Raw genomic sequence first — 26,704 nt, 5'->3', positions numbered from 1 at the left:
CAGGTCGCCCTCGCCGCGTGACAAGGCATGATGGGCAGAGTGCGGCTGTGAAAGCACCATGCAGAGGAGTCAGTCGGAATGAAGATCGGTATTGTCGGGGCCACCGGCCAGGTCGGCGGCGTGGTCCGCGAGATCCTGGCGGAGCGCAACTTTCCGGTGGAGCAGCTGCGGCTGTTCGCCTCGGCCCGCTCGGCCGGCCGCACGCTGCCGTGGCAGGGCACCGAGGTCACCGTCGAGGACGCGGCCACGGCCGACTACAGCGGCCTGGACATCGTGATCTTCTCGGCCGGCGGCAGCACCTCCAAGGCCCTCGCCCCCAAGGCCGCCGCGGCCGGCGCGGTCGTCATCGACAACTCCTCCGCCTGGCGCCGCGACCCCGAGGTCCCGCTGGTCGTCTCCGAGGTCAACCCGGAGGCCGTCGCCGACCGGCCCAAGGGCATCATCGCCAACCCGAACTGCACCACCATGGCCGCCATGCCCGTGCTTCGCCCGCTGCACGAGGAGGCCGGGCTCGCCGCCCTCGTCGTCTCCACCTACCAGGCCGTGTCCGGCAGCGGCGTGGCCGGCGTGGCCGAGCTGCAGGACCAGGCCGCCAAGGTCGTCGACGGCGCCTCGGCGCTCGCCCACGACGGCTCGGCCGTCGAGTTCCCCGAGCCCAAGGTCTACCAGCGGCCGATCGCGTTCAACGTGGTGCCGCTCGCCGGCTCCATCGTCGACGACGGCTCCAACGAGACCGACGAGGAGCAGAAGCTCCGCCACGAGAGCCGCAAGATCCTCGGCATCCCCGAGCTCAAGGTGGCCGGCACCTGCGTGCGCGTCCCGGTCTTCTCCGGCCACTCGCTGCAGATCAACGCCCGCTTCGAGCGTCCGATCAGCCCCGAGCGCGCCGCCGAGCTGCTCGCCGCCGCCCCGGGTGTCGAGCTGTCCGACATCCCCACCCCGCTGCAGGCCGCCGGTCGGGACGCGAGCTACGTCGGCCGCATCCGGGCCGACGAGACGGTGGAGCACGGGCTGTCGCTGTTCGTCTCCAACGACAACCTGCGCAAGGGCGCCGCGCTCAACGCCGTCCAGCTGGCCGAGCTGGTCGCCGCCGAGCTGAAGGGCTGAGACCCGGGCGAGCCGAAGGGCCGGGACGCCTGCGAGCCGTAGGGCCGGGACCCCGAAAGCGCAGCCCGCGTGACGTTTGGCGGGCCCCGTCGTTGAACGGGGCCCGCCTTTGCTTTCCATTGGGAGGGCCGTTGCGCGACCGCGACGTCCCCCGGGGTTCGGCGCGCGAACCATGGGGAAAAGGTGAGCCAACGATCGGGCGGTCGCGGAAGCCCCCTCACCCACCGCGTCCGTTCCCCGGGCGGACCGCGCCCACCTGGCCTGACCCGAGGGCGAGCGGAAAGAGGTGCGCGATGGATCGCTGTGTCGTTCTGGTGGATGCCGGATACCTGCTGGGCGCCGCCGCCAGCCTGCTCGCCGGCGACCCGTCCCGCTCCCGGGTCACCGTCGACCACACCGCGCTGATCACCGCGCTGCGCGAACGCGCCGAGGCCGAGACCGGGCTGCCGCTGCTGCGGATCTACTGGTTCGACGCCGCCCCCGACCGGCGCCCGATGCCCGAACACCGGCGGCTGCGGGTCCTGCCCCGGGTGACCGTCCGGCTCGGCGCCCTCACCCGCGCGGAGGGTCGCTGGGTGCAGAAGGGCGTGGACGCCGCCATGCACGCGGAGCTCTCCGAGCTCGCCCGCAACCGGGCCTGCGCCGACGTCGTGCTGATCACCGGCGACGGGGACCTCCTGCCCGGCATGATGTCCGCCAAGGAGCACGGCGTCGTCGTCCACCTGTGGGCCCTCCAGGCCGCCGACGGCGACTTCAACCAGTCCGAGGACCTCGTCGGCGAGGCGGACGAACGGCGGGTCCTCGACCGCGAGTGGATCGAGAACTCGTTCAGCCTCCGCGAGACCGCGAACGTCTTCCCCGCCCCCGGCCAGGGCCCCCGGCAGGAGATCGCCAAGATCCTCGCCGCACCGCCCGCCGCACCCCCGGCCGCCGTGCCGCCCACCGGGCCCGTACCGGTCCGCCCGGCCGCCGGCGCGCCCGCTCCCGTCGCCCCCGCCGCCACCAACGGGCGGCCGCAGCCGGCCACCGCGCTCAAGGTCGTGCCCACCCCCAAGGACCTCGCCGGGCGCACCGCCGCCGCGCCCGTCGCCACCGCGAACGGCAGCGCCGCCCACACCGGCCCGGTGCTGCGCTGGTCCTCCGACCGCGGCTGGGTCGACCGGCCCGCCCCCGAGCCCGCCGTCACCGCCGGCGACAGCCTGCCGACGCTCGCCCAGCTCACCACCGCCGAACAGCGCTGGGCCGACCGCGAGGAGGACATCACCTCCATCGGCGGCGACGCCCACGAGGTCGGGCAGGTCTTCGCCCGCCGCTGGAGCGAGCGCCTCGGCGACGTCGAGCGGCTCACCGTGCTGTGGCCCGACTACCCGCGCATCCCGCACCGCGTCGACGGCGAACTCCTGCGCTACGCGGCCCGGTTCGGGCTGCTCGCGCACAAGGACGACCAGATCGACGAGCACGACAGGTACGCGATCCGGGCCGGGTTCTGGAAGGAGCTCGCGTCCCGGGTGCCGGGCGGGTCGATGGTCGTCGACGACTGAGGGCGCGGCCGGTCCCGGGCGTCGCACGGCGGGCGGGAGTCCGCAGGCAGGCCCGACGGGCCCCCTTGTCCGGTTCGCCCGTGTGAGCGCGTAAAGTCGTCCGTCGTGAACGAGACGGCGGCAGGGCGAGCACCCAGGGGCGGCCTGCCGTGCTGCGCCGTCCGCGACCTGGTGAAGACCTACCGCGCCGGACGTGGCTCCGCGGCCACCGGCATCCGGGCCAACGACGGGATCACGCTGACCGTCCGGACGGGTGAGATCTTCGGGCTGCTCGGACCCAACGGCGCCGGCAAGTCCACCCTCGTGCGCCAGCTCTGCGGGCTGCTGCGCCCCGACTCCGGCTCGATCGAACTCTTCGGGCACGACGTCGTGCGCCACCCCGAGCTGGCCGCCCGCCTGCTCGGGTACCTCGGGCAGGAGTCCACCGCCCTCGACGAACTGACCGTCGCGCTCGCCGCCGAGACCACCGGACGGCTGCGCGGGCTCAGCCGGGCGCAGGCCCGGGCCGAGGCCGGCGAGGTGCTGACCGAACTGGGGCTGGAGCCGATCGCCGGCCGGCCGCTCGCCAAGCTCTCCGGCGGGCAGCGCCGCCTCGCGTGCTTCGGCGCCGCGCTGGTGGGGGAGCGGCCGCTGCTGGTGCTCGACGAGCCCACCACCGGGATGGACCCCGTCGCCCGCCGCGCCGTCTGGGCCGCCGTCGACCGGCGCCGGGCCGAGCGCGGCACCACCGTGCTGCTCGTCACCCACAACGTCATCGAGGCGGAGACCGTCCTCGACCGGGTCGCCGTGGTCGACGAGGGACGGGTCATCGCCTGCGACACGCCGGGCGGGCTCAAGGCCCTCGTGGACGGCGACGTCCGGCTCGACCTGGTGTGGCGGGACGAGGCCCCGGTCGGCGTGCCGGCCGTCGCCGAGCTCGCCGAACGGGCCGAGCGCACCGGCCGCCGCTGGACCGTGCGCACCAGCCCCGAGCAGGCCCGCGAACTCGTCGCCGCCGTCACCACCGGCCCGGCCTTCGCCGCCCTCGACGACTTCACCCTCGCCACGCCGAGCCTTGAGGACGCCTACCTCAAGCTGGGCGGCCGCCACGGAGGACTGGCCAAGTGACGCTGCTCTCGGTGCCGCCCCGGACCGCCGCCGACCCGGGCCCCGCGCCCGCCCCGCTCGCCCCCGCGGCGCGGCTGCTGCCCGCGCTCGCGGCCGTCTACCGGGCACAGCTCGCCCGCGCCCGGGTGGCGCGGATCCCGCTGCTGTTCGTGGCGACGTTCCAGTCCCTCGGCATCCTCGTGATGATGCGGGGCGTCGTGGACCCCGGGCAGAACTCGGCCGCGCGGTCGGTGGTCGCCGGGTCCAGCGTGCTGGTGGTGGCGTTCGTCGCGCTCAACCTGCTCGCGCAGTACTTCGGGAAGCTGAGGGCCACCGGCGGCCTCGACCACTACGCGACGCTGCCGGTGCCGGCGGCCTCCGTGGTGCTGGGCGCGGCCGGGGCGTACGCGTCGTTCACGCTGCCCGGCACGGTGGTGACGGCGGCGGTGGGCGCGGTCATGTTCGGGCTGCCGCTCGGCCAGCTGTGGGTGCTGCTCGCGGTCGTGCCGCTCGCCGGGGCCGCGCTGTCCGGGCTCGGCGCGGCCTGCGGGCTGCTCGCGCCGCGACAGGAGATCGCCACCATGCTCGGGCAGCTCGGGATGTCCGCGGCGCTGCTGCTCGGCGTCCTGCCGGTGGACCACCTGCCGCAGCCGGTGCTGTGGCTGCGCGACCTGCTGCCGTCCACGTACGGCGTGGAGGCCTTCGCCCGTACGTTCACGGCCGACCCGGACTGGGCGCTGGTCGCGGGTGACCTCGCGGTCTGCGCGGGGGTGGGCGTCGTGTCGCTGGCGATCGCCACCTGGGCGTACCGGCGGGCCGTCTCCCGGTAGGGCGCACGGCCGCGGCAACCGGGCGGCGGTCCCTCCGGGGCGCGATCGTGAAACGATGGGGTCCGTGACCGTACCGAACACACCTCCGGATCCCACCCGCGACGACGTGCCCGCGGTGCCGGACGCCAACCCGTTCGCGCCGCCGCAGACCCACGACGTCGCCGGGCTGCCGCCGCTCCCGGAGGGGATCGGGGGCGTCTCCAAGGCCGAGAGCTCGCCGGTGGACCGGCTGATGTCGGAGCTGCGGATCGGTGCCGCGACGGTGGTCGTGTGCGCGGTCCTCGGGCTCGCCATGGCCGGGCTGTGGGCCTGGCTGGCGCCCAAGGTGCCGCTGGTCGTCGACGGGGACCGGATCCTGTACGCCGACCCCGAGGGCGAGCAGCGCGCCGGGGCCGACGCGGTGTTCGTGCTCGTCGGGCTCGGCATGGGGATCGTCACGGCGCTCGGGGCCTTCCTCGTCACGCGCCGCCGCGGCGGGGGCATCTCGGTCGCGGTGGGGCTGGCCGTCGGCGGGCTGCTCGGCTCGCTCGGCGCCTGGCGGCTCGGGCGGTCGTTCGGGCCCAGCCACGACCTGATCGGGGAGGCCCGGCGGGTCGGCAACGGGGGACGCTTCTACGCGGACATCGACCTGGGGGCGCACGGCGCCCTGCTGGCCTGGCCGATGGCGGCGATGGTGCTGCTGCTCCTGCTGTCGGCGGCGTTCGGCAAGCGCGAGGAGGACCCGCCGCCGTACTGGGCGGGGCCGTACGGGCAGCCTCCGCTGGAGGGGCCGGTCGGGCAGGCCGGGCTGGACGGGCACGCGGGGCCGGACGTGAAGGACGGGCCGGCGGGGGAGCAGGGCGGGGCTGACGGCCGGCGGCCGGGTCTCGGGTAGCGGCTCTTCCAGGCCGCCTCAGCGGGCGATGGGGGCGGTCGTCGCCTTGGTCAGGGTGATCAGGTCGGTCGGGGCCAGTTCCACTTCCAGGCCCCTGCGGCCCGCCGACACGTAGATCGTCGGGTGCGTCATCGCGCCCTCGTCGACGACCGTCCGCAGCGGGCGGCGCTGGCCCAGCGGGGAGATGCCGCCGCGGACGTAGCCGCTGCTGCGTTCGGCGGCGGCCGGGTCGGCCATGGCGGCGCGCTTGCCGCCCACGGCGGCGGCCAGCGCCTTGAGGTCGAGCTGGCCGGCGACCGGGACCACACCGACGGTCAGGACGCCGTCCACGTCGGCGACCAGGGTCTTGAAGACCCGTTCGGCGGGGACGCCCATGGCCTCGGCGGCCTCGCCGCCGTAGGAGGCGGCGGCCGGGTCGTGCTCGTAGGAGTGCATGGTGAACGGGACGGCGGCGGTCTCCAGGGCGACGGTGGCCGGGGTGCCCTGGCCGCCCTTCTTCGGCTTCCTGGCCACGGGAGCTCCTCGGGTCACACGGGGTTCGGCGGGGGTCAGTTGGGGCTGAACGACTGGCGGGTCAGGTCCACCGCGGGCAGCGACGGCAGCCAGCTGAGCACGGCCGTCTCGCGGCGCAGCAGGTCGAGTTCGGTGCGCAGCCGCTGGGCGGTGTCGGGGCAGGCCAGCAGCTGCTGCTTGACCGGCGTCTCGAACACCGAGGCGGCGGCGACCAGGTAGGAGAGCACCTGCGGGTCGTCGGGGAGCTCCTGGTGGCCGACGGTGCTGGCCTCGCGGGCGCCGGCCAGCCGCTTCTGGTAGGCGCGGAACGCCCGCTCGACCTCGGCGGCGAGGGCGCCGGAGCCCTCGCCGGGCCGCTCCTCGATCGGCTCGATCTCACCGGTCAGGTACGGACCGGAGGCGTCCACGTCGCGCAGCAGGAACCGGGTGGTGCCGGTGACCAGGAGCTCGTACCGGCCGTCGGGCTGGTCCTGGACGGAGGCGACGTCGGCGACGCAGCCGACGCGGTGGATCGCCTCCAGGGCGTCCCCGGTGAACGTGCCGAGGCCGTCCAGCGGGCCCGCCGGGCCCTCGTCGGGGCGGACCGGGGCGACCTCGCGGCCGTCCTTGATCGCGAGCACGCCGAAGCGGCGCGGCTCGTCCTCCGGCTGTTCGAGCAGGTCGGCGACGAGACGGCGGTAGCGCTCCTCGAAGACGTTCAGGGGCAGCACGAGGCCCGGGTAGAGCACGGTGTTCAGCGGGAAGAGCGGCAGCCGTTCTGTCACGGCCGACAGCGTAGTTCCCCGGGCCCCGGCCTTGTCGCGGGGTTTGTCACGGGGTTCGTCGCGGTCGGCCGCGCCGGAGTCCGGCTCACCCGCGCTGGAGCATCCGCGTGGCGCCCGCGACGACGGTGGTGGCGAGCAGCCAGCCGACCACGACGAGGCCGGCGGAGACCCACTGGGCGAGGCCGCCGGGGTTCCACGCGCCCTGGTTGAGGTCGACGATCGGCAGGAGCTGGTTGAGCGTGTACAGCACCGGGTTCCAGTTCGGGCGCTCGTCGGCCTTCAGCGGGTTGAGCGGGTGGGTGGCGAAGAACACGCTGCCGAGGGCCCAGGCGAGGAGCAGCCACAGGGCGGCGCGGCCGGGGCGGAAGCCGTAGCCGACGCTGACGTCCTGGACGGTGCCCCAGATCCGGGCGGGCAGCGGGAGCGTCTCGCGGCGGCGGCGCTGCTTGGCGTAGAGCACCTCGCGGGCGTCGTCGTCGGCGCCGTCGCGGCGCATGGCCGCGGCGAGCTGCTCGTAGGACTCGGGCTGGAAGTCGACGGTGGAGCCCTCCAGCCAGGCGATGCGCTGCTGGACGGTGAACGGCGCGGCCGGGCGCAGGACCTCGTAGGTGAAGCCGGTGAGGCCGAGGTGCTTGCCGAGCGGCCAGGCGTCCGGGGTGTCGACGAGGTTGCCGACCCGGGCGCGGGAGAGCGAGACCGGGCCGGTGGGCCGCATGCGGCAGGTGAAGCGCAGTTCGGGGGTGTGGATGCGGCGCAGCGAGAGCTCGTCGTCGCCGTCCAGGTGGAACTCGCCCGAGATCAGGCAGGCGCCGTCGAAGCGGGCGTCGGACAGCCGCACCTGGCCGTGGGCGCGGAACGGGGTGCTGGGGGCGCCGGCCGGCGCGGTCTGGCCGTAGCCGGAGCCGTAGTAGCCGCGGGAGCCGAACCAGCCGCCGTCGGCGGAGCTGGTGAGGTAGGCGGTGTGGCCGACGGTGATCCGGACGGCGTTGAGGCAGATCCGGTTGTCCGGGACGGCGTGGAGCTGGGCGCCGCGCAGCGAGAGCCGGCCGCCGATGCGGGCGGTGCGCAGGCTGAGCTCGCCGTGGACCTCGATCCGGTCGGCCTCGAAGTCCTGGTGGACGGTCATGCCGTCGGCGGAGAGCGCGCGTCCGTAGCGGTCGGAGCCGAGACGGGTCACGTTGAGCAGCAGGTCGGTGCCGATCTTGGCGTCGGTGAGCCGGACGCCCTCCGGTATGCGGCAGCGCGCGAGGTGGAGGTCGCCGGTGGTGGCCAGCCGGGAGGCCTCCAGGCGGGGTATCAGGCAGTCGACCATCCGGACGGTGCTGGCCTCGGCCTCGGACATCAGGACCTTGTGCTCGAAGCGGCAGCCGTACAGCTCGACGTACTGGTTGATCCGGCCGCCGGCGAGGTTGAGCGCGCCGGTGACGTTGACGCCGTTCATCCGCAGGGAGGAGACCCGGCCCGGGGCGGCGGTGGGGCCGGCCAGCAGCAGGCGGGCCAGGACCTCGGCGCGGACGGTGCGCTCGGAGCCCCATTCGGCGTCGCCGTAGGGGTCGTCCTCGGCTGATTTCCGGGCCCGGCGGTCGAAGACGTCCCCCTGGCGGAAGGCCTCCCAGAGTTCCTTTTCCGTGTCGGTCCAGTCCTCCGGCGCGCGCTCCGCCATGCTTTCCCCCGTCCCCCCGGTCGTCTCGCCTTTCGTATCACGGAGTGAAATGCGGGACCAGTGGTTTCGGCCACTCCTTACACTGGGTGGCGTGATCTCTCGAATCGACCTCCGCGGCTCGCTGGACGACCCGCGTGACCTGCTGCCCCGTGCCGAGTTCGACGTGGCGGCCGCCCTGGAGAAGGTGCGGCCGATCGCCGAGGACGTGCACCATCGCGGGGTCGCGGCGCTGATCGAGATCACCGAGCGCTTCGACGGCGTCCGGCTGGAGTCGACCCGTGTCCCGGCCGAGCAGCTCACCGAGGCCCTGGAGACGCTGGACCCGAAGGTGCGCGCCGCGCTGGAGGAGTCGATCCGCCGCGCCCGGGCCGTGCACGCGGACCAGCGCCGCACCGGGCACACCACGCAGGTGGTGCCGGGCGGCACCGTCACCCAGCGCTGGGTGCCGGTGGACCGGGTCGGGCTGTACGTGCCGGGCGGGCTGGCGGTGTACCCGTCGTCCGTCGTGATGAACGTCGTGCCGGCCCAGGAGGCGGGCGTCCGGGGCATCGCCGTCACCTCGCCGCCGCAGAAGGCCCCTTTGAACAGTAGGTGGGGCGGCGGCCGGGTGCACCCGACGATCCTGGCGGCCTGCGCGCTGCTCGGCGTGGACGAGGTGTACTCCGTCGGCGGCGCCCAGGCGGTCGCGATGTTCGCGCTCGGCACCGAGGAGTGCGCGCCGGTGAACATGGTCACCGGCCCGGGCAACATCTACGTCGCCGCCGCCAAGCGCTACTTCGCCGGCCGGATCGGCATCGACTCCGAGGCCGGCCCGACCGAGATCGCCGTCCTCGCCGACGACAGCGCGCTGCCGTCCGACGTCGCCGCCGACCTGATCAGCCAGGCCGAGCACGGCCCGACCTCCGGCTCGGTGCTGGTCACCGACTCGCCGGCGCTGGCCGACGCGGTCGAGGCCGAGCTGGCCGTGCAGGTCGCGCGGACCAAGCACGGCGAGCGCGTCGCCGAGGCGCTCGGCGGCCGGCAGTCCGGCATCATCCTGGTCGACGACCTGGAGCAGGGGCTGACCGTCGTCAACGCCTACGCCGCCGAGCACCTGGAGATCCAGACCCGGGACGCGCACGCGGTGGCCGCGAAGGTCCGCAACGCGGGCGCGATCTTCATCGGCCGCTGGACGCCCGTCTCGCTGGGCGACTACGCGGCCGGCTCCAACCACGTCCTGCCCACCGGCGGCTGCGCCTGCCACTCGTCCGGCCTGTCGGTGCAGACCTTCCTGCGCGGCGTCCAGGTCGTCGAGTACGACCGGGACGCGCTCGCGGACATCGCCGCGCACGTCGTCAACCTGGCCGACGCGGAAGACCTGCCGGGGCACGGCGACGCCATCAAGGCTCGGTTCGATTGGACGGTTCCCGGCTCGTGACGCGCACCACTCGCATTGACGACCTTCCCATCCGGGACGAGCTGCGGGGCCAGTCCCCCTACGGCGCGCCGCAGTTGGACGTGCCGGTACAGCTCAACACCAACGAGAACCCGTACCCGCTGCCCGAGGAACTGGTCGCCCGGATCGCCGAGCGGGTCGCCGAGGCCGCCCGGGGGCTCAACCGCTACCCCGACCGCGACGCGGTCGAGCTGCGCGAGGGGCTCGCGGCCTACCTGAGCCGCACCGCCGGCTTCCCGGTGGCCCGCGAGCAGGTCTGGGCCGCCAACGGCTCCAACGAGGTGCTCCAGCAGCTCCTCCAGACCTTCGGCGGCCCCGGCCGCCGCGCGCTCGGCTTCGAGCCGTCCTACTCGATGCACGCCCTCATCTCCCGGGGCACCGGCACCGAGTGGATCTCCGGCCCGCGCAACGACGACTTCACCATCGACGTGGACGCGGCCGTCGCCACGATCGCCGAGCACAGGCCCGAGGTGGTCTTCGTCTGCTCGCCGAACAACCCCACGGGCACCGCGGTGGCCGCCGACGTCGTGCTGCGCCTGTACGAGGCCGCCCAGGCGGCCCGGCCCAGCCTGGTCGTCGTCGACGAGGCCTACGTCGAGTTCTCGCACCGCGCCTCGCTGCTGCCGCTCATCGAGGGCCGCCCCAACCTGGTGGTCACCCGCACCATGTCCAAGGCCTTCGGCGCGGCCGGCCTGCGCCTCGGCTACCTGGCCGCCGACGCGGCCGTGGTGGACGCGGTCCAGCTGGTCCGCCTGCCCTACCACCTGTCGGCCGTCACCCAGGCCACCGCGCTGGCCTGCCTGGAGCACACCGACACCCTGCTCGGGTACGTCGGGCGGCTCAAGGAGGAGCGCGACCGCCTGGTGGACTCGCTGCGCGGGCTCGGCCTGGAGGTGACCGACTCGGACGCCAACTTCGTCCAGTTCGGCCGCTTCGCCGACACCCACGCCGTCTGGCAGGCCATCCTCGACCAGGGCGTCCTGGTCCGTGACAACGGTGTCCCGGGGTGGCTTCGCGTCACCGCCGGCACGCCGGCCGAGAACGACGCCTTCCTGGACGCCGTTCGCACTGTGATCAAGGAGCTGTAACCCCGTATGTCCCGCATCGGACGCGTTGAGCGCACCACCAAGGAGACCTCGGTCCTGGTCGAGATCGACCTCGACGGCACCGGCAAGACCGACATCTCCACGGGCGTCGGGTTCTACGACCACATGCTCGACCAGCTCGGTCGCCACGGTCTGTTCGACCTCACCGTCAAGACCGACGGCGACCTGCACATCGACACCCACCACACCATCGAGGACACCGCCCTCGCGCTCGGCGCCGCCTTCAAGCAGGCGCTCGGCGACAAGGTCGGCATCTACCGCTTCGGCAACTGCACGGTGCCGCTGGACGAGTCGCTCGCCCAGGTCACCGTCGACCTCTCCGGCCGCCCCTACCTGGTGCACACCGAGCCGGAGCACATGGCGCCGATGATCGGCAGCTACGACACCACGATGACCCGGCACATCCTGGAGTCGTTCGTGGCCCAGGCGCAGATAGCCCTCCACGTCCACGTGCCGTACGGTCGCAACGCGCACCACATCGTCGAGTGCCAGTTCAAGGCGCTCGCACGGGCCCTGCGCTACGCCTCCGAGCGCGACCCGCGCGCGGCCGGCATCCTCCCCTCGACCAAGGGTGCACTGTGAGCAAGACCGCCGTGGCTCTCCTCTTCGTCGGCCTCTTCCTGGCCGGCGGGGTGATCTCGTTCTGGAAGCAGAAGCTGCCGAAGGGCGTCATCCTGGTGCTCGCGATCGGCTCCGTGATGTGCCTGGCCGCCGGCGCCATGCGCCTGTAGTGCGCGCGTACGCAGAGAGACTGGACACCTGAACATGGGCAAGAACGTCGTCGTCCTCGACTACGGATCGGGCAACCTGCGCTCCGCGCAGCGGGCCCTGGAGCGCACCGGCGCCACCGTCACCGTGACCTCCGACTTCGACACGGCGATGGCCGCGGACGGCCTGCTCGTTCCCGGCGTCGGCGCCTTCGAGGCGTGCATGCGCGGCCTCAAGTCGGTCCGCGGCGAGTGGATCATCGGCCGCCGGCTCGCCGGGGGCCGCCCGGTCATGGGCATCTGCGTCGGCATGCAGATCCTCTTCGAGAAGGGGGTCGAGCACGGCGTGGAGACGGCCGGCTGCGACGAGTGGCCGGGCACCGTCGAGCCGCTGGACGCCCCGGTCGTCCCGCACATGGGCTGGAACACCGTGGACGTGCCCGAGGGCAGCCGGATGTTCGCCGGCCTCGACCCGCAGACCCGCTTCTACTTCGTGCACTCCTACGGCGTGCGGCACTGGGAGCTGGAGGCGCACAGCGCGCGCATCCACGCCCCGCTCGTCACCTGGGCCACCCACGGGCAGCCGTTCGTCGCGGCCGTCGAGAACGGGCCGCTGTGGGCCACCCAGTTCCACCCCGAGAAGTCCGGCGACGCCGGCGCCGCCCTGCTGACCAACTGGGTCAACACCCTCTGACCGTCTGAGAGTTGTTACTGATGAGCCTTGAGCTGCTGCCTGCCGTCGATGTCCGGGACGGCCAGGCCGTCCGTCTGGTCAAGGGCGCCTCCGGCACCGAGACCTCCTTCGGCGAGCCGCTCGCCGCCGCACTCGCCTGGCAGAACGCCGGCGCCGAGTGGCTGCACCTGGTCGACCTGGACGCCGCCTTCGGGACCGGGAGCAACTACGAGCTGCTGCGCGAGGTCACCGGCCGGCTGGACATCAAGGTCGAGCTGTCCGGCGGCATCCGCGACGACGAGTCGCTCGCCCGCGCCCTCGCCACCGGCTGCACCCGCGTCAACCTCGGCACCGCCGCCCTGGAGGCCCCCGAGTGGGTCGCCAAGGCCATCGCCGAGCACGGCGACAAGATCGCCGTCGGCCTCGACGTCGTCGGCACCACCCTGCGCGGCCGCGGCTGGACCCGCGACGGCGGGCAGCTCTTCGACGTCCTGGACCGCCTGAACCAGGAGGGCTGCGCCCGCTACGTCGTCACCGACGTCAACCGCGACGGCACCCTCACCGGCCCCAACCTCCAGCTGCTGAGCGACGTCTGCGCCGCCACCGACCGCCCGGTCGTCGCCTCCGGCGGCGTCTCCTCGCTGGACGACCTGCGCGCCATCGCCGGCCTCGTCGGCGAGGGTGTCGAGGGCGCCATCGTGGGCAAGGCACTGTACGAGCAGAAGTTCACCCTCGAAGAGGCCCTGGCGGCGGTTTCGGGCTGATGCCGCCGATGTCGGGCCGGCGTCGGGCCGAGGTGAGGCCGACGTCGCCGATGACGGAAGAGACGGTTACAGGATGACGGAACGTCGGATCGTACGCGGCCGGGTCGCCGGATTCTCCCCCTGGGAGGACGAGTTCGGCTACTCGCGCGCGGTCGTCGCGGGCGACCACGTGCACGTGGCCGGCTCCACCGCCTGGGTGGACGGCCGGATCGAGCACGAGGGCGACCCGTACGGGCAGACGCTCGCCGCGTTCGGCGTCGGGCTCACGGCCCTGGCCGCGTACGGTCTGACGGCGGACGACGTCGTCCGCACCCGGATGTACATCACCCACGTCCGCGACGCCGAGGAGGTGGGCCGCGCCCACCGTCAGCTCTTCGACGCCGCCCGCCCGGTGGCCACCATGGTGGTGGTCGAGGGCCTGATCGACTCCCGGATGATGGTCGAGGTCGAGATCGACGCGTACCGCACCGGGCTGGCAAAGACCCTGGAAGCCCCGGAAGGCAATCAGCCGTGACCCTTGCAGTACGTGTCATCCCCTGCCTGGACGTCGACGCCGGGCGGGTGGTCAAGGGCGTCAACTTCCAGAACCTGCGCGACGCCGGCGACCCGGTCGAGATGGCCAAGCTCTACGACGCCGAGGGCGCCGACGAGCTCACCTTCCTCGACATCACCGCCTCCTCCGGCGACCGCGAGACCACCTACGACGTGGTCCGCCGCACCGCCGAGCAGGTGTTCATCCCGCTCACCGTCGGCGGCGGCATCCGCGCCGTCGAGGACGTCGACAAGCTGCTGCGGGCCGGCGCGGACAAGGTGGGCGTCAACACCGCGGCCATCGCCAGGCCGGAGCTCGTGCGGGAGATCGCCCAGCGGTTCGGGCGGCAGGTGCTGGTGCTGTCGGTCGACGCCCGGCGCTGCCCTCCCGGCACCGAGACCGAGTCCGGCTTCGAGGTCACCACGCACGGCGGGCGCCGCGGCACCGGCCTCGACGCGGTCGAATGGGCGGGCCGCGCGGCTGAGTTGGGCGCGGGCGAGATCCTGCTCAACTCGATGGACGCCGACGGCACCAAGGACGGCTACGACCTGGACCTGATCCGGGCCGTGCGCAAGGCCGTCTCCGTGCCGGTGATCGCCTCCGGCGGCGCCGGCAAGCTCGCCGACTTCGCCCCGGCCGTCGAGGCGGGCGCGGACGCGGTGCTCGCGGCGAGCGTCTTCCACTTCGGGGACCTGCGGATCGGCGAGGTCAAGAACGCGCTGCGGGAGGCCGGACACCCGGTGCGGTGACGCGTTCTCCGCGTCGAGCAGGGCCCGCCACCGTCCCTGGTGGCGGGCCCTCCTCGCTGTGCCGCTACTGCCGGGGCTCGCCCTTGATCAGCGCGAAGGGGGCGCCGTTCGGGTCCGCTAGCCAGGCGATCCGGCCGACGTTCTCCACGTCCGCGGCGGGCATCAGCACCGTGCCGCCGGCCGCCGTCGCCTTGGCGATCAGCGCGTCCACGTCGTCGGCGGCGAAGTACGGCGTCCAGGCGGACGGCTGGGCCGCGTCCATCACCGGGGCGATGCCGCCGAAGCTCGTCTCCTGCTGGTCGCCCTCGGCGGTCGAGACCACCCGGTAGCTCATGCCCGGGGACGGCTCGAAGTTCTCCACCCGCCAGCCGAACAGGGTCTCGTAGAACGCGAAGCCGGCGTCCTGGTCGGAGGTGTGCAGTTCGGACCAGCACATGGTCCTGTCGGTCGAGACGGCGTCCAGGCCCTTGGTGTTGCCGGCCTCCCACAGCGCGAACCGGGCACCCTGCGGGTCGGTGACCTGGGCGAAGCGGCCCTCGCCCATGACGTCCATCGGCGGGACGAGCACCGTGCCGCCGGCCTGCTCGGCGGTCTTGACGGCGGCGTCCACGTCGGGGGTGCGGAAGTACGTCGTCCAGGTGGACTGGTCGCCCTCGTCGAGCGGGCCGACGGCGCCGACGGTCTTGCCGTCCAGCTGGAGGAAACCGTAGCCGCCCGTCTCCGGGCCGGCCGACTGGAACGTCCAGCCGAAGACCTTGTCGTAGAACTCGGCGGTGGCGGGGATGTCCGGGCTGCCCAGGTCGATCCAGCAGGGCGAACCGGCGGGGAAGTCGGTGGTGAGCATGAGGTGGTGCCCCTTCGACGGAGAACTGACCGGAGCGGTTTCCGACAGGCGCGCGCACGCCCCCTCCCCGGCCACCTGAGAGTCTGCACCGGGCCACTGACAATCGCAGCCGGGACGGGATGGGGGGTCCAGTCGTCGGCCGCTCGCAGGACGTCCTCGGCGTGCACGAAGTACTCGACGGTGTTGGCCGCTTCGTCCGCGCCGGGGAGCGCGAAGAAGGAGAACACCGGCGGGCCGGAGCGGAAGAGGCCGACCAGCTCGTCGTACGGGCGCTCGGCGTAGGCCGACTGCACCCGGTGGGTCCAGCCCGCGAGGGCGCCGACGCGGATGCCGGGGGCCGCGTCCGCCCGGCGTTCGCGGATCACCAGGTGGGCGGCGAGGTCGCGGGTGGTCCACCCGGCGCAGAGGGTGGGGGCGTCCGGCCCGGCGGCGGCCAGGAGTTCGGCGAGGCGGTGACGCTCGGCGAGGGCGTGGTTCGACATGGCGTCACCTTAGAACGTGGTGGGCTCAGCGGAGGTGGCCGGTGAGCTTGGGGCCGCCCTGGCGGTTGCTGAGGGTCAGCGCGCACGTGTAGTCCCGCCAGCCCTGCTGGTAGTTGGCCATGGTCGGGCCGACCGGGCGGCCGTAGTAGGTGCGGGCGTCGCCCTGGCGGGCCTTGGCGGCGGTCTCGGCGGCCTTGCAGCCGTCGAGGATCGCGAGGTTGATCTTGAGGTCGCCGGTGAGGCCCTCGGGCAGCTTGAGGTCGGCGATCACCTCGCCGTCGTGTTCGCCGGTGCAGGGCCGTTCCTCGGACCGGACGATCGCCGGACTGAGCTGCGGGTGGTCGAAGCAGGTGCCGACCGGGAAGAAGGCGTACGGCGGGGTGGGGGTCGGGGTGGGCGTGGGCGTCGGGGTGGGGGTCGGCGTCGCGGTGGCCGTGGCCGTGGGGGTGGGCGGGGGAGGTGCGGCGGCCGGCTTCTTGTCGTCGGGCCAGAGCATGACGGTCGCCACCACCGCGAGCAGGGCGACGAGGACCGCCGCGACGGTGAGGACCAGGCCGCGGGACGGGCGCGGGTCGGCGGCTGCGGACGGCGGCTGCTCGGAGGTCATGGCCATGAGGATGGCCCAAACCGGTGCTCCGCGGCAGGTGGTTGGCCGAACTCGTCCCCCCATTGGGTAGGCTCCCGGGCGGCACGACACGATCCCGGGAGTTGGGAATGCGCGTCGGAATCACCGGACACCAGGGCCTGTCGGGCGGCATCACGGAGATGCTGGTCCGCGGCGACCTCTGGCAGCTGGTCACCACCTTCGGCTCGTACGAGCTCGTCGGCGTCACCTGCGCCGACGAGGGGCCGGACACCTGGTTCGCCCGGTCCGTCCTGGAGCACGGCGGCAAGCTGGAGATCATCGTCCCCGCGAGCGCGCCGCTCGTCGGCCGCGCCGACGACCACCACCGGGCCACCCGGCTGGAGCTGATGAACGAGGCGAACGCCGTCCACCGGCTGGCCGCGGCCGAGCGCGGGGGCCTCGGCGACGACACCGGGCGGGCGCTGGTCGGCATGATCGACGAGCTGATCGCCGTCTGGGACGGAGAACCGTGGGACGGCGAGCCCGGCAACGGGCCGGCCCGGGTGGCCGCACTGGCCCAGGAGGCCGGGCTGTTCGTCCACCGGATCTGGCCCGCCGGCTGCGAGCGGCCCCGCTGACCTGCGCCGGCCGCGATGCGGACGGCGCACCGGGCGCCCCGGCCGGGCTGACACAATGTCCCCATGTCCACCACACCCGCCGCCCCCGGCACCACCGCCCTGGACCCCGCGATCGCGGCCCGCCTCAAGCGCACCGAGGACGGCCTGCTGCCGGCCATCGCGCAGCAGCACGACACCGGCGAGGTGCTGATGCTCGGCTGGATGGACGACGAGGCGCTGCACCGCACGCTCACCACCGGCCGCTGCACCTACTGGAGCCGCAGCCGCCGCGAGTACTGGGTCAAGGGCGACACCTCCGGGCACGTCCAGGCGGTCAAGTCGGTGGCGCTCGACTGCGACGGCGACACCCTGCTGGTCAAGGTCGACCAGACCGGTGCCGCCTGCCACACCGGCGACCGCACCTGCTTCGACGCCGACGTGCTTCCGCTCGCCTGACCACACCAAAGCCTCCGACCCAGAAGGTGCCGCCCGCCATGGACCTCGAAGCCTTCCGCAAGCTCGCCGTCGACACCCGGGTCATCCCGGTCACCCGCAGGCTCCTCGCGGACGGCCTCACCCCGATCGGCCTCTACCGCAGCCTGGCCGGCGAGCGGCCCGGCACCTTCCTGCTGGAGTCCGCCGAGCAGGGCCGCAGCTGGTCGCGCTACTCCTTCGTCGGCGTGCGCAGCGCCGCCACCCTCACCGTCGGCCCGGACGGCGACGCCCGCTGGCTCGGCGCCCCGCCGGTCGGCATCCCCACCGGCGGGGACCCGCTGGAGGTGCTGCGCGCGGCCCTGGAGGCCCTGCACACCCCCCGGCACTCCGACGACGGCCTGCCGCCGCTCACCGGCGGCCTGGTCGGCTACCTCGGCTACGACGTCGTGCGCCGCCTGGAGAAGCTGCCGGACCTCAACCCGGACGACCTCGGGCTCCCCGAGCTGACGATGCTGCTCGCCACCGACCTCGCCGTGCTGGACCACGTCGACGGCACGGTGCTGCTGATCGCCAACGCCGTCAACCACAACGACCTCGCCAGCGGCGTCGACGAGGCCCACGCGGACGCGGTGGCCCGGCTCGACGCGATGGAGGCGGACCTGCTCAGGCCCGTCGACCCCGGGCTCGCCACCTTCACCCCGGCCGGCCCCGGCGACGTCCGCTCGCCGTTCGGCGGCGCGCCCTACCGGGCCGCGGTGGACGTGATCAAGGAGCGGATCCGGGCCGGCGAGGCCTTCCAGGTCGTGCCCTCGCAGCGCTTCGAGGCGCCCTGCCCGGCCTCCGCGCTGGACGTCTACCGGGTGCTGCGCACCACCAACCCGAGCCCGTACATGTACCTGTTCCGCTTCCCGGGCCCCGACGGCGGCGCGGAGGGCGGCTTCGACGTGGTCGGCTCCAGCCCGGAGGCGCTGGTCAAGGTCACCGACGGCGAGGCGATGCTGCACCCGATCGCCGGCACCCGCCACCGCGGCGCGAGCCCGCACGAGGACGCGGCACTGGCCGCCGAGCTGCTCGCCGACCCCAAGGAGCGCGCCGAGCACCTGATGCTGGTCGACCTGGGCCGCAACGACCTCGGCCGGGTCTGCGAGCCGGGCAGCGTCGAGGTGGTCGACTTCATGCACATCGAGCGCTACAGCCACGTCATGCACATCGTCTCGACCGTCACCGGCAAGGTGGCGCCCGGGCGGACCGCCTTCGACGTGCTGACGGCGTGCTTCCCGGCCGGCACCCTCTCGGGCGCGCCCAAGCCCCGGGCGATGCGGATCATCGAGGAGCTGGAGCCCACCCGCCGGGGCCTGTACGGCGGCTGCGTCGGCTACCTGGACTTCGCCGGCGACTCCGACACCGCGATCGCGATCCGGACCGCGGTGCTGCGCGACGGCACCGCGTACGTGCAGGCCGGCGCCGGCGTGGTGGCCGACTCCGACCCGCACGGCGAGGACACCGAGTGCCGCAACAAGGCGGCCGCCGTGCTGCGGGCGATCGCCACCGCCAATACGCTGCGGACGCCGGAGCTTTCGTAGCCCCACAGGTACGCAAGGGAGGCGGCCGGGATGTCCGAGGTGCCGCAGGACGAGCGGCGGTGGGTGGCCGTGCTCGCCGCCGCCGTCCAGATCGGGGACCAACTGGCGGGCCACGGAAGGGTGTTGTCGCAGGTCCTGATCGACTTCCGGGCCGCGCCCGGCGGCCTCGCCCCCGACCTGGCGGTGATCGCCCCGGGTGCCGCGCGGGGCGCCGGGGGGCGCTACGACGGGACGTCCGTGGAGGCCGTCCTGGAGGTGGCCGCCCCGGGCGGCGGCCACGGCGCGGCGGCGCGCGCGTACGCGGAGTCCGGGCTGCCGCTGTACGTGATGGTGGACCCGGTGGCCGGCGTCTGCACCGTGCACACCGCCCCGGCGCCGGGCGGGGTGTACCGGGAGGCCGAACGGGTGCCGATCGGCAACGACCTCTTCCTGCCGCTCGGCGAGCGGACGCTCGTGCTCCAGACCGACGGGTTCGTGGTGGAGCGCCCCACCCCGGGTACGGCCTGAGAACGCGGCCGGGGGATAGTGGACGGGTGAGCGCTGACCAGAACCCCGTACCCGACACCGCCCCGGCCGCGCGGCCGGGCCGGCGCACGCTCGGCGTGATGCTGCTGCTGACCGTGCTGAGCGCCGTCCTGGTGCTGACCGCGGTCGGCCGGGACTGGGCGCAGGGCCGGGCCGGCACCCTGGAGGTGTCCGTCAGCGGCGGCCGGATCTCCGAACTGCCCGGCGGGCTGGCCCTGGTGGGCCTGGCCGCCGCCATCGCGGTGTTCGCGGTGCGCGGCGCCGGACGGCTCGCGGTCGGCGCGCTGACCCTGCTGGCCGGGATCGGCGTGGCCGCCACGGCGGTGGCCGGCGCCGGCGACACCGCCGCGCTGGACGCCGAGGCGGCCCGCAAGCTCGCCCTGGCCGGCTCGACGGCCACGGAGGTCGGCCACAGCGGCTGGCCATGGGTGGCGGTGGCCGGCGGGGTGCTGCTCGCCGTCGCCGGGCTGCTCACGCTGCGCTTCGGCCGCGGCTGGCCGGCCATGGGCAGCCGCTACGAGGCGCCCACCGGCAAGGCCCCGGTGAAGGGCCCGGCCAGGGGCCCGGCCAAGGGTGCCGTGAAGGGCGCGGACACCCCGGCCGACCTGTGGAAGGCGCTGGACCGCGGCGAGGACCCGACGGCCGTCTAGGGCCTGTCCTTCGGCGCAACCGGAAGACACTTCCCAGGCCCGTCCCCGGCCGTCCACTGTGACGCGATAGACCCGCCACCCGCTTTGGGCCGCCGACATGTGGCCCGGCACAATGGAACCCGTCAAACCCGCCGGCGGCCCCGCAGGCCCGGCCGGGCCCCGAGAGCCAAGGAGCACCATCGATGGCAGCAGCAGCACACGGCCACAACCCCGCCGCCTGGACCGGCGTCGTCATCTCCTTCGTCGGCTTCGGCATCGCGGGCGTCGCGATGATCCTGCCGTCGCCGCTGCTGGTCGTGGCCGGTCTCGCGGTCGTCCTCGTCGGCGGCATCGTCGGCAAGGCCATGGCGATGGCCGGCATGGGCAAGCAGCCGAGCACCAACGTCTACACGTCCGTCCAGGAGCAGACCGAGGCCCGCGCCGCGCGCGCTGCCGTCGCCGCCTGACGACGACACCCTTCGCACTGCAGAACGGCGGGCGCCACGCCCGCCGTTTTCGCATCCCCGGCCCCCGCGCCGGGCACAATCGGGGGCGTGAACGCCGCCCCCGCCGCCTCCGCCCCGCCGCCCGTGCTGCGGCGGATGGGCCCGCCGCTGGCCGCACTGGCCGCCGCGGCCGTGCCCGCCGTGTACGTCTCCGTGGTGGACCCGAACGCACCCGGGCACTACCCGACCTGCCCCTTCCTGGCCGCGACCGGCTGGTGGTGCCCCGGCTGCGGGGGACTGCGCTGCGTCCACGCGCTGGCCCACGGGGACTTCACCGCCGCGCTGCACGACAACGCCGTCGCGGTGCTCCTGTTCGCCGTCCTGGCGCTGATGTGGCTGCGCTGGGCCTGGGCCGCGCTGACCGGCGGCCCGGTGCCGCGGATGTCGGTCGGGGCGCGCCGCTGGGCGCTGATCGGACTGCTGGTGCTGGTGTTCACCGTCGTGCGCAACCTGCCGGTCGGGGCGGGGCTGGCTCCGCCGCTGGTCTGAGCCGGGGAGCCCGGTCCGGGCCGGGGGCGCCCGGCCCTGGGTGGAGAAGCGGTGAAGTCGCAGTTGAGAGCCGCCGCAAGGGGCGTCCGGTCCGCGAGACGCGCGCCGGGCTGATGCGGTTCGCGCCCCCGGGTGCCGATACCATCGAAGAGCCGACGGGCCTCTGTCCGACGGCTACCGGCTAGCTGAACTAGCAGAAACGATGGGGGCACTGCGCCGTGAGTGAGCGGAGCGACCGAACCATTGACAGGTGCGTGTTGCGCGATGCGCCTGCCGAGCGCAGCGAGGTGGACGCATGAGTGTGCTCGACACGATCATCGAAGGGGTCCGCGAGGACCTCGCCGAGCGGCAGGCCCGGGTCTCCCTGGACGAGCTCAAGGAGCTCGCCGCCAAGGCCCCGGAGGCCAAGGACGGCGTCGCCGCCCTCAAGGGCGACGGGATCCGGGTGATCTGCGAGGTGAAGCGCTCCAGCCCGTCCAAGGGCGCCCTGGCCGCGATCGCCGATCCGGCCGCCTTGGCGGTCGACTACGCGGCCGGCGGCGCCGCCGCGATCAGCGTGCTGACCGAGCAGCGCCGCTTCGGCGGGTCGCTGGCCGACCTCGACGCGGTCCGCGCGGCGGTGGACACCCCGCTGCTGCGCAAGGACTTCATCGTCACCGCCTACCAGCTGTGGGAGGCCCGCGCGCACGGCGCCGACCTCGCGCTGCTGATCGTCGCCGCCCTCGACCAGCCGGCCCTGGTGTCGCTGATCGAGCGCGCCGAGTCGATCGGCCTCACGCCGCTGGTGGAGGTGCACGACGAGGAGGAGATCAAGCGCGCGGTGGACGCCGGGGCGCGGATCATCGGCGTCAACGCCCGCAACCTGAAGACGCTGGAGGTCGACCGCGACACCTTCGGCAACGTCGTCCACGCGATCCCGGACGGCATCGTCAAGGTCGCCGAGTCCGGCGTGCGCGGCCCGCTGGACGTCATCTCCTACGCCAACCTCGGCGCCGACGCGGTGCTGGTCGGCGAGTCCCTGGTGACCGGCAAGGACCCGCGGGCCGCGGTCGCCGACCTGGTCGCCGCCGGGGCCCACCCGGCCGTGCGGCACAAGGACTGAGCGCAGCAGATGAAGATCGCCACCCGTCTCGCCCCCGGCTGCCGCCCGCGCGGCTGCCGCGCGCCCGCGCGCCGGGTGCTGGGGCGGCGGGTGCGCTACGTCATCGGCTGTGAGCCCGGGCAGGTGCCCGGCCGGCGATGGCGCGGGACGCTCGGCTGATCACCGGCCACGAGACGTCACTGTCGTCATCTCCCCAAGGGAACCCACCATGTCCGACAAGGACCACCAGTCCGGCGCACACGTGCCGGACGCCCGCGGCTACTTCGGCGCGTACGGGGGCCGCTTCATCCCGGAGGCGCTGGTCGCCGCCGTCGAGCAGGTCGCCGAGGAGTACGAGAAGGCCAAGACCGACCCGGCCTTCACCGCCGAGCTCGACGCCCTGCTCAAGGACTACACGGGCCGTCCGAGCCCGCTGACCGACGTGCACCGCTTCTCCGCCGAGGCGGGCGGCGCGCGGATCCTGCTCAAGCGCGAGGACCTGAACCACACCGGCTCGCACAAGATCAACAACGTGCTGGGCCAGGCGCTGCTCACCCGCCGGATGGGCAAGACCCGGATCATCGCCGAGACCGGCGCCGGCCAGCACGGCGTGGCCACCGCCACCGCCTGCGCGCTGTTCGGCTTCGACTGCACGATCTACATGGGCGAGGTCGACACCCGGCGCCAGGCGCTGAACGTCGCCCGGATGCGGATGCTCGGCGCCGAGGTGGTGGCCGTCAAGTCCGGCAGCCGCACCCTCAAGGACGCCATCAACGAGGCGTTCCGCGACTGGGTCGCCAACGTCGACTCCACGCACTACCTGTTCGGGACCGTCGCCGGGCCGCACCCCTTCCCGATGATGGTCCGCGACTTCCACCGCGTCATCGGCGTCGAGGCGCGCGAGCAGGTCCTCGACCGCACCGGGCGGCTGCCCGACGCCGTCGTCGCGTGCGTCGGCGGCGGCTCCAACGCGATGGGCATCTTCCACGAGTTCATCCCGGACGCCGGCGTGCGCCTGATCGGCTGCGAGGCGGCCGGCGAGGGCGCCGAGACCCCCAGGCACGCGGCCACCCTCACCAAGGGCGACCCCGGCGTGCTGCACGGCTCGCGCACCTACGTCCTCCAGGACGAGGACGGCCAGACCATCGAGTCGCACTCCATCTCGGCCGGCCTCGACTACCCGGGCGTCGGCCCGGAGCACGCCTGGCTCAAGGACACCGGACGGGCCGAGTACCGCCCGGTCACCGACGACGCCGCGATGCAGGCGCTGCGCCTGCTCTCCCGCACCGAGGGCATCATCCCGGCCATCGAGAGCGCCCACGCGCTGGCCGGCGCCCTGGAGCTCGGCCGCGAACTCGGGCCGGAGGCCACCATCCTGGTCTCGCTCTCCGGGCGCGGCGACAAGGACATGCACACGGCGGCCCGGTACTTCGGCCTGTACGACGAGGCGGCCGGCGACGCGGCCGACGGGGGTAAGTGACATGGCGAGCAAGCTCAGCGGCATCCTGGCCAAGGCCAAGGCCGACGATCGCGCCGCGCTGATCGGCTACCTGCCGGCCGGCTTCCCGACCGTCGACGGCGGCATCCGGGCGATCGGGGCGCTGGTCGAGGGCGGCTGCGACGTCGTCGAGGTCGGCCTGCCGCACTCCGACCCGGTGCTGGACGGCGCCGTCATCCAGACCGCCGACGACATCGCCCTGCGCGGCGGCGTGCGGATCAAGGACGTCCTGCGGACCGTCCAGGAGGTCGCCACCGCGCACCCGCGGGCGGCGGTGCTGGTGATGACGTACTGGAACCCGGTCGACCGCTACGGCGTGGCCCGCTTCGCCGCCGACCTGGCGGCCGTCGGCGGGGCCGGCTGCATCCTGCCGGACCTGCCGGTCGAGGAGTCCCGGGAGTGGCGCGAGGCGGCGGAGGAGCACGGTCTGGACACCGTGTTCGTGGTCGCCCCCAGCAGCAAGGACGAGCGGCTGGCCGAGGTCACCGCGGCCGGCAGCGGGTTCGTGTACGCCGCCGCGGTGATGGGCGTGACGGGCACCCGCAGCGCGGTCGGCTCGCTCGCCGAGGACCTGGTCGCCCGCACCCGGGCCACCACGGACCTGCCGGTCTGCGTCGGGCTCGGCGTCTCCACGCCGGAGCAGGCGGCCGAGGTCGCGGCCTTCGCGGACGGCGTGATCGTCGGGTCCGCGTTCGTGAAGCGGATCCTGGAGGCGGACGGGGACGAACCGGCCGCGCTCGACGCCGTCCGCGCCCTGGCCGGCGAACTGGCGCAGGGCGTACGGCGACGCTGACGCGCTGACCGATAGGGACGGCTGACGGCCCCGGGGGGGGGGGGGGGGGCGCGGGGGGCCGGGGGGGGGGGGGGGGGGGGGGGGCCGCGGGTGGGGCTGGGTGGCCCCCCGGGGGCCGTCGGCTTTGGGGCGGGAGACGGGGGTCATCGGCCTTTCGGATGAGGGTGACGCGTCATCGGATGTCCGCCGGCAACCCGAACGGGTGAACACTGGCGGGCACACGCATCAGCCGCGATTGACGGGCGTTGAGTGGAGGGACGAGTGCACGAACGACGTGCACGGGGGCGAGCGAAGGGGTGAGCCGGTGAGGTGTTTCCACCGAGCCGTCCTGCTGCGGGCGGCGGCGGCCGCCCTGGCCCTCGGCGCCGCCGTCGGGGCGCACTCCGAGGTCGGGCACGCGCTGGCCAGGGCCGCCGTCGAACGGGCCGAGCGGGACGCGTCCGTGTGCGCCGAGGCGGCCCGCTGGGAGGCCGCCGCGCGGGACTCCCACCGGCACCACGAGAGCCGGACGGACCTCGTCGACCCGGGGCGTCCGCTGATCTGCCGGTAGCGTGCCGGGCCCGCCCCATTCGCACGACGGTTCGGGCGTAATCGGACGAGCCGTCATCAGCCGTCACTCATACGGCTTAATTCCTGAATACGGAGAAACCGGGCTTCATCCCCTACGGTTCGTCAGGAAGTGAACGATTTTCCCGAGGGGGGTTCCCTGATGGCCGGCCCGGCAGCGCAGCCCGGCGAATCCGTGTCCGCGGACTCCGCGCCGCCCGGGCGCTGGCCCGCGCCGGTGTGGACGCAGTGGGCCGGCACCGCCGTCCGGCTCGGGCTCGCCGTGGTGTGGGGCTGGGCCGGGCTGGCCAAGATCGCCGACCCGGCGGAGGCCGCCCAGGCCGTCCGTGCCTACGAGATCCTGCCGGAGGGGCTGGTCAAGCCGATCGGCTACGGGCTGCCCTTCCTGGAGCTGGCGCTCGCCCTGCTGCTGGTGATCGGCCTCGGCGTCCGGCTGGTCGCCGCCGTCTCCGCGCTGCTGCTGCTCACCTTCATCGCCGGGATCGGCTCGGCCTGGGCGCGCGGCATCTCCATCGACTGCGGGTGCTTCGGCGGCGGGGGGCACGTGGACGCGTCGCAGACCGAGTACCTGCAGGAGATCCTGCGCGACACCGGGTTCCTGCTGCTGGCCGGGTGGCTGCTGTGGCGGCCCCGCACCAAGTTCTCGGCGGACGGCTGGCTGACCAGCTGACCGCCCGGCGCCCACCACACCCCAACCCCCGACCGAGGTCCTCCCCGATGGATGTCAAGGCAATGAGCGAGAAGAACCGAGAAGGCAAGCGCACCGCCCGCGAGCGGATGCAGGCGCAGCGGGCGGCCGACGAGGCCGCCGGGCGGCGCAGGAAGAAGCTCATCGTCGGCGGCTCGGTGCTCGCGGTGATCGCCGCCGCGGTCGTCGTCGGCGTCGTGGTGCAGAACCAGCGCTCCAAGCCGGAGACCCCGGCCGCCGCCCCGGCCGGGACGGTCGGCGACAAGAACCTCGTCATCCCGGTCGGCTCCGCCGACGCCCCGTCCGTCCTCACGGTGTACGAGGACCCGCGCTGCCCCGCCTGTGGCATGTTCGAGCGCGAGTTCTCCTCGACCATCGACCAGCTGGAGGACCAGGGCAAGATCTACACCAACGCCCACATCGTCTCGTTCATCGACCGCGCGCTGCCCGGCAAGGGCTCCAAGAACGGGGCCAACGCCCTGGCCTGCGCCCAGGACGCCGGGCACTTCCGGGACTTCCACGACGTCCTCTACCGCAACCAGCCGGACGAGACCAACGACGCCTTCGGCAACAAGGCCGTCCTGCTCAACCTCGCCAAGCAGGTCAACGGCCTGGACACGCCCGCCTTCGAGGCCTGCGTCAACGACAACAAGTTCGGCGGGTGGGTGTCCGCGGTGCAGCAGGACTTCGACAAGTCCAGCTTCAAGTCGACCCCGACCGTGCTGCTCAACGGCCAGCCGATCTACCCGAAGAACGGCACCGAGGAGATCACCCCGGCGAACCTGGCGAAGTGGGTGGACGCCGCCAACCAGGGCAAGCAGCCCGGCACCCCGGGCACCAACGGGCAGACGCCGGCCCCCACCAGCGCCGCTTCGGAGGCCAACAACCCGTCGCCGAACGCCGGCTGAGCCTCCCGCGCCGCCCGCCGCCGCCGTCCCCTCCCCGTCCGGAGGGGGCGGCGGCCGGCCGTCGTGGGCGGCCCCGCCCCCTGTTGTTCGGTTTCTGTGACCCCTGGGGTGTCCGGCGGGGGCCGCCGACCCTGTAGCGTCGGAGCTGTC

General features: G+C 73.9%; 32 protein-coding genes and 1 pseudogene. 27 read left to right on the top strand and 6 right to left on the bottom strand.

The features are described 5' to 3' along the window. Positions 1-78: 78 nt before the first annotated feature. The 5 genes from ACFV4G_RS15975 (at position 79) to ACFV4G_RS15955 (ending at position 5,438) form a co-directional block, all read left to right on the top strand. Positions 79-1,107, top strand: coding sequence for an aspartate-semialdehyde dehydrogenase (locus ACFV4G_RS15975; protein ID WP_380440572.1), 1,029 nt, complete (start codon positions 79-81; stop codon positions 1,105-1,107). Between the two features lie 293 nt (positions 1,108-1,400). Beyond that, complete coding sequence (locus tag ACFV4G_RS15970; RefSeq protein ID WP_380440570.1) at positions 1,401-2,648, top strand: NYN domain-containing protein; 1,248 nt, start codon at positions 1,401-1,403, stop codon at positions 2,646-2,648. A gap of 105 nt (positions 2,649-2,753) precedes the next feature. Next, on the top strand, positions 2,754-3,755 hold the full coding sequence (locus tag ACFV4G_RS15965; RefSeq protein WP_380440568.1) for an ABC transporter ATP-binding protein: 1,002 nt from the start codon (positions 2,754-2,756) through the stop codon (positions 3,753-3,755). Continuing rightward, positions 3,752-4,564: an ABC transporter permease gene (locus tag ACFV4G_RS15960; RefSeq protein WP_380440566.1), complete on the top strand. Its 813-nt coding sequence runs from the start codon at positions 3,752-3,754 to the stop codon at positions 4,562-4,564. Before ACFV4G_RS15965 ends, ACFV4G_RS15960 begins: the two co-directional genes overlap by 4 nt. A gap of 64 nt (positions 4,565-4,628) precedes the next feature. Next, positions 4,629-5,438: a hypothetical protein gene (locus ACFV4G_RS15955; RefSeq protein ID WP_380440564.1), complete on the top strand. Its 810-nt coding sequence runs from the start codon at positions 4,629-4,631 to the stop codon at positions 5,436-5,438. A gap of 18 nt (positions 5,439-5,456) precedes the next feature. On the opposite strand, the gene ybaK is transcribed toward ACFV4G_RS15955, so the two are convergent. The 3 genes from ybaK to ACFV4G_RS15940 all read right to left on the bottom strand — a co-directional run bounded on the left by ybaK (position 5,457) and on the right by ACFV4G_RS15940 (position 8,378). After that, positions 5,457-5,951, bottom strand: coding sequence for a Cys-tRNA(Pro) deacylase (ybaK, locus tag ACFV4G_RS15950; RefSeq protein ID WP_380440562.1), 495 nt, complete (start codon positions 5,949-5,951; stop codon positions 5,457-5,459). Positions 5,952-5,986: 35 nt separating this feature from the next. Then, complete coding sequence (locus ACFV4G_RS15945) at positions 5,987-6,715, bottom strand: LON peptidase substrate-binding domain-containing protein (protein WP_380440560.1); 729 nt, start codon at positions 6,713-6,715, stop codon at positions 5,987-5,989. Between the two features lie 85 nt (positions 6,716-6,800). Continuing rightward, positions 6,801-8,378, bottom strand: a complete 1,578-nt coding sequence (locus ACFV4G_RS15940) for an oxidoreductase (RefSeq protein ID WP_380440558.1) — start codon at positions 8,376-8,378, stop codon at positions 6,801-6,803. Positions 8,379-8,469: 91 nt separating this feature from the next. Between ACFV4G_RS15940 and hisD the strand changes: the two genes are divergently transcribed. From hisD to hisF, 8 genes are all read left to right on the top strand, one after another. Continuing rightward, positions 8,470-9,795 (top strand): histidinol dehydrogenase, encoded by a 1,326-nt coding sequence (hisD, locus tag ACFV4G_RS15935; RefSeq protein WP_380440556.1) that lies wholly within the window; start codon positions 8,470-8,472, stop codon positions 9,793-9,795. Continuing rightward, entirely contained in the window at positions 9,792-10,901 is a 1,110-nt protein-coding gene (locus ACFV4G_RS15930) for a histidinol-phosphate transaminase (RefSeq protein WP_380440554.1), read from the top strand. Before hisD ends, ACFV4G_RS15930 begins: the two co-directional genes overlap by 4 nt. Positions 10,902-10,907: 6 nt before the next feature. Continuing rightward, entirely contained in the window at positions 10,908-11,501 is a 594-nt protein-coding gene (hisB, locus tag ACFV4G_RS15925; protein WP_359963098.1) for an imidazoleglycerol-phosphate dehydratase HisB, read from the top strand. Next, entirely contained in the window at positions 11,498-11,650 is a 153-nt protein-coding gene (locus tag ACFV4G_RS15920; RefSeq protein ID WP_329928313.1) for a hypothetical protein, read from the top strand. Before hisB ends, ACFV4G_RS15920 begins: the two co-directional genes overlap by 4 nt. 34 nt (positions 11,651-11,684) lie before the next feature. After that, positions 11,685-12,320 carry an imidazole glycerol phosphate synthase subunit HisH gene (hisH, locus tag ACFV4G_RS15915; RefSeq protein WP_380440552.1) on the top strand — a complete coding sequence of 212 codons (636 nt, stop codon included), beginning with the start codon at positions 11,685-11,687 and terminating at the stop codon, positions 12,318-12,320. A 17-nt stretch (positions 12,321-12,337) separates the two neighbouring features. Further along, a complete protein-coding gene (gene priA, locus ACFV4G_RS15910) occupies positions 12,338-13,063 on the top strand; it encodes a bifunctional 1-(5-phosphoribosyl)-5-((5-phosphoribosylamino)methylideneamino)imidazole-4-carboxamide isomerase/phosphoribosylanthranilate isomerase PriA (protein WP_380440604.1) in 726 nt (241 codons plus the stop codon). Between the two features lie 73 nt (positions 13,064-13,136). Continuing rightward, positions 13,137-13,577 carry a RidA family protein gene (locus ACFV4G_RS15905; protein WP_380440550.1) on the top strand — a complete coding sequence of 147 codons (441 nt, stop codon included), beginning with the start codon at positions 13,137-13,139 and terminating at the stop codon, positions 13,575-13,577. Beyond that, positions 13,574-14,344 carry an imidazole glycerol phosphate synthase subunit HisF gene (gene hisF / locus ACFV4G_RS15900; RefSeq protein WP_380440548.1) on the top strand — a complete coding sequence of 257 codons (771 nt, stop codon included), beginning with the start codon at positions 13,574-13,576 and terminating at the stop codon, positions 14,342-14,344. The genes ACFV4G_RS15905 and hisF overlap by 4 nt, the downstream gene beginning before the upstream one ends. A 64-nt stretch (positions 14,345-14,408) precedes the next feature. Here hisF and ACFV4G_RS15895 read toward each other — a convergent pair whose 3' ends face one another. The 3 genes and pseudogenes from ACFV4G_RS15895 to ACFV4G_RS15885 all read right to left on the bottom strand — a co-directional run bounded on the left by ACFV4G_RS15895 (position 14,409) and on the right by ACFV4G_RS15885 (position 16,277). Next, positions 14,409-15,188: a VOC family protein gene (locus tag ACFV4G_RS15895; protein WP_380440546.1), complete on the bottom strand. Its 780-nt coding sequence runs from the start codon at positions 15,186-15,188 to the stop codon at positions 14,409-14,411. Positions 15,189-15,202: 14 nt separating this feature from the next. Further along, positions 15,203-15,670 (bottom strand): annotated as a pseudogene (locus ACFV4G_RS15890) (TIGR03085 family metal-binding protein); the annotation flags it as partial. Between the two features lie 25 nt (positions 15,671-15,695). Continuing rightward, on the bottom strand, positions 15,696-16,277 hold the full coding sequence (locus ACFV4G_RS15885) for a hypothetical protein (protein ID WP_380440544.1): 582 nt from the start codon (positions 16,275-16,277) through the stop codon (positions 15,696-15,698). Between the two features lie 107 nt (positions 16,278-16,384). Between ACFV4G_RS15885 and ACFV4G_RS15880 the strand changes: the two genes are divergently transcribed. The 14 genes from ACFV4G_RS15880 to ACFV4G_RS15815 all read left to right on the top strand — a co-directional run bounded on the left by ACFV4G_RS15880 (position 16,385) and on the right by ACFV4G_RS15815 (position 26,554). Further along, positions 16,385-16,873 (top strand): hypothetical protein, encoded by a 489-nt coding sequence (locus ACFV4G_RS15880; protein WP_380440542.1) that lies wholly within the window; start codon positions 16,385-16,387, stop codon positions 16,871-16,873. Positions 16,874-16,936: 63 nt separating this feature from the next. After that, positions 16,937-17,308 carry a phosphoribosyl-AMP cyclohydrolase gene (gene hisI / locus ACFV4G_RS15875; RefSeq protein ID WP_329928306.1) on the top strand — a complete coding sequence of 124 codons (372 nt, stop codon included), beginning with the start codon at positions 16,937-16,939 and terminating at the stop codon, positions 17,306-17,308. A 38-nt stretch (positions 17,309-17,346) separates the two neighbouring features. Further along, positions 17,347-18,870, top strand: a complete 1,524-nt coding sequence (locus ACFV4G_RS15870; RefSeq protein ID WP_380440540.1) for an anthranilate synthase component I — start codon at positions 17,347-17,349, stop codon at positions 18,868-18,870. Between the two features lie 30 nt (positions 18,871-18,900). Then, complete coding sequence (locus tag ACFV4G_RS15865; RefSeq protein WP_380440538.1) at positions 18,901-19,377, top strand: Uma2 family endonuclease; 477 nt, start codon at positions 18,901-18,903, stop codon at positions 19,375-19,377. Positions 19,378-19,403: 26 nt separating this feature from the next. Continuing rightward, positions 19,404-20,045, top strand: a complete 642-nt coding sequence (locus tag ACFV4G_RS15860) for a TIGR02234 family membrane protein (RefSeq protein ID WP_380440536.1) — start codon at positions 19,404-19,406, stop codon at positions 20,043-20,045. Between the two features lie 182 nt (positions 20,046-20,227). Further along, on the top strand, positions 20,228-20,491 hold the full coding sequence (locus ACFV4G_RS15855) for an HGxxPAAW family protein (RefSeq protein WP_380440534.1): 264 nt from the start codon (positions 20,228-20,230) through the stop codon (positions 20,489-20,491). An 87-nt stretch (positions 20,492-20,578) separates the two neighbouring features. Next, entirely contained in the window at positions 20,579-21,019 is a 441-nt protein-coding gene (locus ACFV4G_RS15850) for a DUF2752 domain-containing protein (protein WP_380440532.1), read from the top strand. A 295-nt stretch (positions 21,020-21,314) separates the two neighbouring features. Further along, a complete protein-coding gene (trpC, locus tag ACFV4G_RS15845; RefSeq protein WP_359963056.1) occupies positions 21,315-22,121 on the top strand; it encodes an indole-3-glycerol phosphate synthase TrpC in 807 nt (268 codons plus the stop codon). 9 nt (positions 22,122-22,130) lie between these two features. Next, a complete protein-coding gene (gene trpM, locus ACFV4G_RS15840) occupies positions 22,131-22,280 on the top strand; it encodes a tryptophan biosynthesis modulator TrpM (RefSeq protein ID WP_329928299.1) in 150 nt (49 codons plus the stop codon). A 49-nt stretch (positions 22,281-22,329) separates the two neighbouring features. Then, a complete protein-coding gene (trpB, locus tag ACFV4G_RS15835) occupies positions 22,330-23,580 on the top strand; it encodes a tryptophan synthase subunit beta (RefSeq protein WP_380440530.1) in 1,251 nt (416 codons plus the stop codon). Position 23,581: 1 nt separating this feature from the next. Beyond that, a complete protein-coding gene (gene trpA, locus ACFV4G_RS15830; protein ID WP_380440528.1) occupies positions 23,582-24,391 on the top strand; it encodes a tryptophan synthase subunit alpha in 810 nt (269 codons plus the stop codon). A gap of 304 nt (positions 24,392-24,695) precedes the next feature. Further along, positions 24,696-24,941: a hypothetical protein gene (locus tag ACFV4G_RS15825; protein ID WP_380440526.1), complete on the top strand. Its 246-nt coding sequence runs from the start codon at positions 24,696-24,698 to the stop codon at positions 24,939-24,941. A 159-nt stretch (positions 24,942-25,100) separates the two neighbouring features. Continuing rightward, a complete protein-coding gene (locus ACFV4G_RS15820; protein WP_380440524.1) occupies positions 25,101-25,628 on the top strand; it encodes a MauE/DoxX family redox-associated membrane protein in 528 nt (175 codons plus the stop codon). A 62-nt stretch (positions 25,629-25,690) separates the two neighbouring features. Beyond that, on the top strand, positions 25,691-26,554 hold the full coding sequence (locus ACFV4G_RS15815; RefSeq protein ID WP_380440522.1) for a DsbA family protein: 864 nt from the start codon (positions 25,691-25,693) through the stop codon (positions 26,552-26,554). The last annotated feature ends 150 nt before the right edge of the window (positions 26,555-26,704 follow it).

The sequence above is a fragment of the Kitasatospora sp. NPDC059747 genome (assembly GCF_042732955.1).
GTDB lineage: Bacteria > Actinomycetota > Actinomycetes > Streptomycetales > Streptomycetaceae > Kitasatospora.
The sequence above is the reverse complement of the archived record's forward strand: the minus strand, read 5'-3'. Positions and strand labels throughout refer to the sequence as shown.

Bases quoted from the DNA above. Each gene is read 5' to 3' on its own strand.
- ACFV4G_RS15975 (WP_380440572.1), top strand. From the start codon at position 79: ATGAAGATCGGTATTGTCGGGGCCACCGGCCAGGTCGGCGGCGTGGTC.
- ACFV4G_RS15970 (WP_380440570.1), top strand. From the start codon at position 1,401: ATGGATCGCTGTGTCGTTCTGGTGGATGCCGGATACCTGCTGGGCGCC.
- ACFV4G_RS15940 (WP_380440558.1), bottom strand. From the start codon at position 8,378: ATGGCGGAGCGCGCGCCGGAGGACTGGACCGACACGGAAAAGGAACTC.
- hisB (WP_359963098.1), top strand. From the start codon at position 10,908: ATGTCCCGCATCGGACGCGTTGAGCGCACCACCAAGGAGACCTCGGTC.
- hisH (WP_380440552.1), top strand. From the start codon at position 11,685: ATGGGCAAGAACGTCGTCGTCCTCGACTACGGATCGGGCAACCTGCGC.
- ACFV4G_RS15905 (WP_380440550.1), top strand. From the start codon at position 13,137: ATGACGGAACGTCGGATCGTACGCGGCCGGGTCGCCGGATTCTCCCCC.
- ACFV4G_RS15895 (WP_380440546.1), bottom strand. From the start codon at position 15,188: ATGCTCACCACCGACTTCCCCGCCGGTTCGCCCTGCTGGATCGACCTG.
- ACFV4G_RS15885 (WP_380440544.1), bottom strand. From the start codon at position 16,277: ATGACCTCCGAGCAGCCGCCGTCCGCAGCCGCCGACCCGCGCCCGTCC.
- ACFV4G_RS15880 (WP_380440542.1), top strand. From the start codon at position 16,385: ATGCGCGTCGGAATCACCGGACACCAGGGCCTGTCGGGCGGCATCACG.
- hisI (WP_329928306.1), top strand. From the start codon at position 16,937: ATGTCCACCACACCCGCCGCCCCCGGCACCACCGCCCTGGACCCCGCG.
- ACFV4G_RS15870 (WP_380440540.1), top strand. From the start codon at position 17,347: ATGGACCTCGAAGCCTTCCGCAAGCTCGCCGTCGACACCCGGGTCATC.
- ACFV4G_RS15865 (WP_380440538.1), top strand. From the start codon at position 18,901: ATGTCCGAGGTGCCGCAGGACGAGCGGCGGTGGGTGGCCGTGCTCGCC.
- ACFV4G_RS15855 (WP_380440534.1), top strand. From the start codon at position 20,228: ATGGCAGCAGCAGCACACGGCCACAACCCCGCCGCCTGGACCGGCGTC.
- trpC (WP_359963056.1), top strand. From the start codon at position 21,315: ATGAGTGTGCTCGACACGATCATCGAAGGGGTCCGCGAGGACCTCGCC.
- trpM (WP_329928299.1), top strand. From the start codon at position 22,131: ATGAAGATCGCCACCCGTCTCGCCCCCGGCTGCCGCCCGCGCGGCTGC.
- trpB (WP_380440530.1), top strand. From the start codon at position 22,330: ATGTCCGACAAGGACCACCAGTCCGGCGCACACGTGCCGGACGCCCGC.
- trpA (WP_380440528.1), top strand. From the start codon at position 23,582: ATGGCGAGCAAGCTCAGCGGCATCCTGGCCAAGGCCAAGGCCGACGAT.
- ACFV4G_RS15820 (WP_380440524.1), top strand. From the start codon at position 25,101: ATGGCCGGCCCGGCAGCGCAGCCCGGCGAATCCGTGTCCGCGGACTCC.
- ACFV4G_RS15815 (WP_380440522.1), top strand. From the start codon at position 25,691: ATGAGCGAGAAGAACCGAGAAGGCAAGCGCACCGCCCGCGAGCGGATG.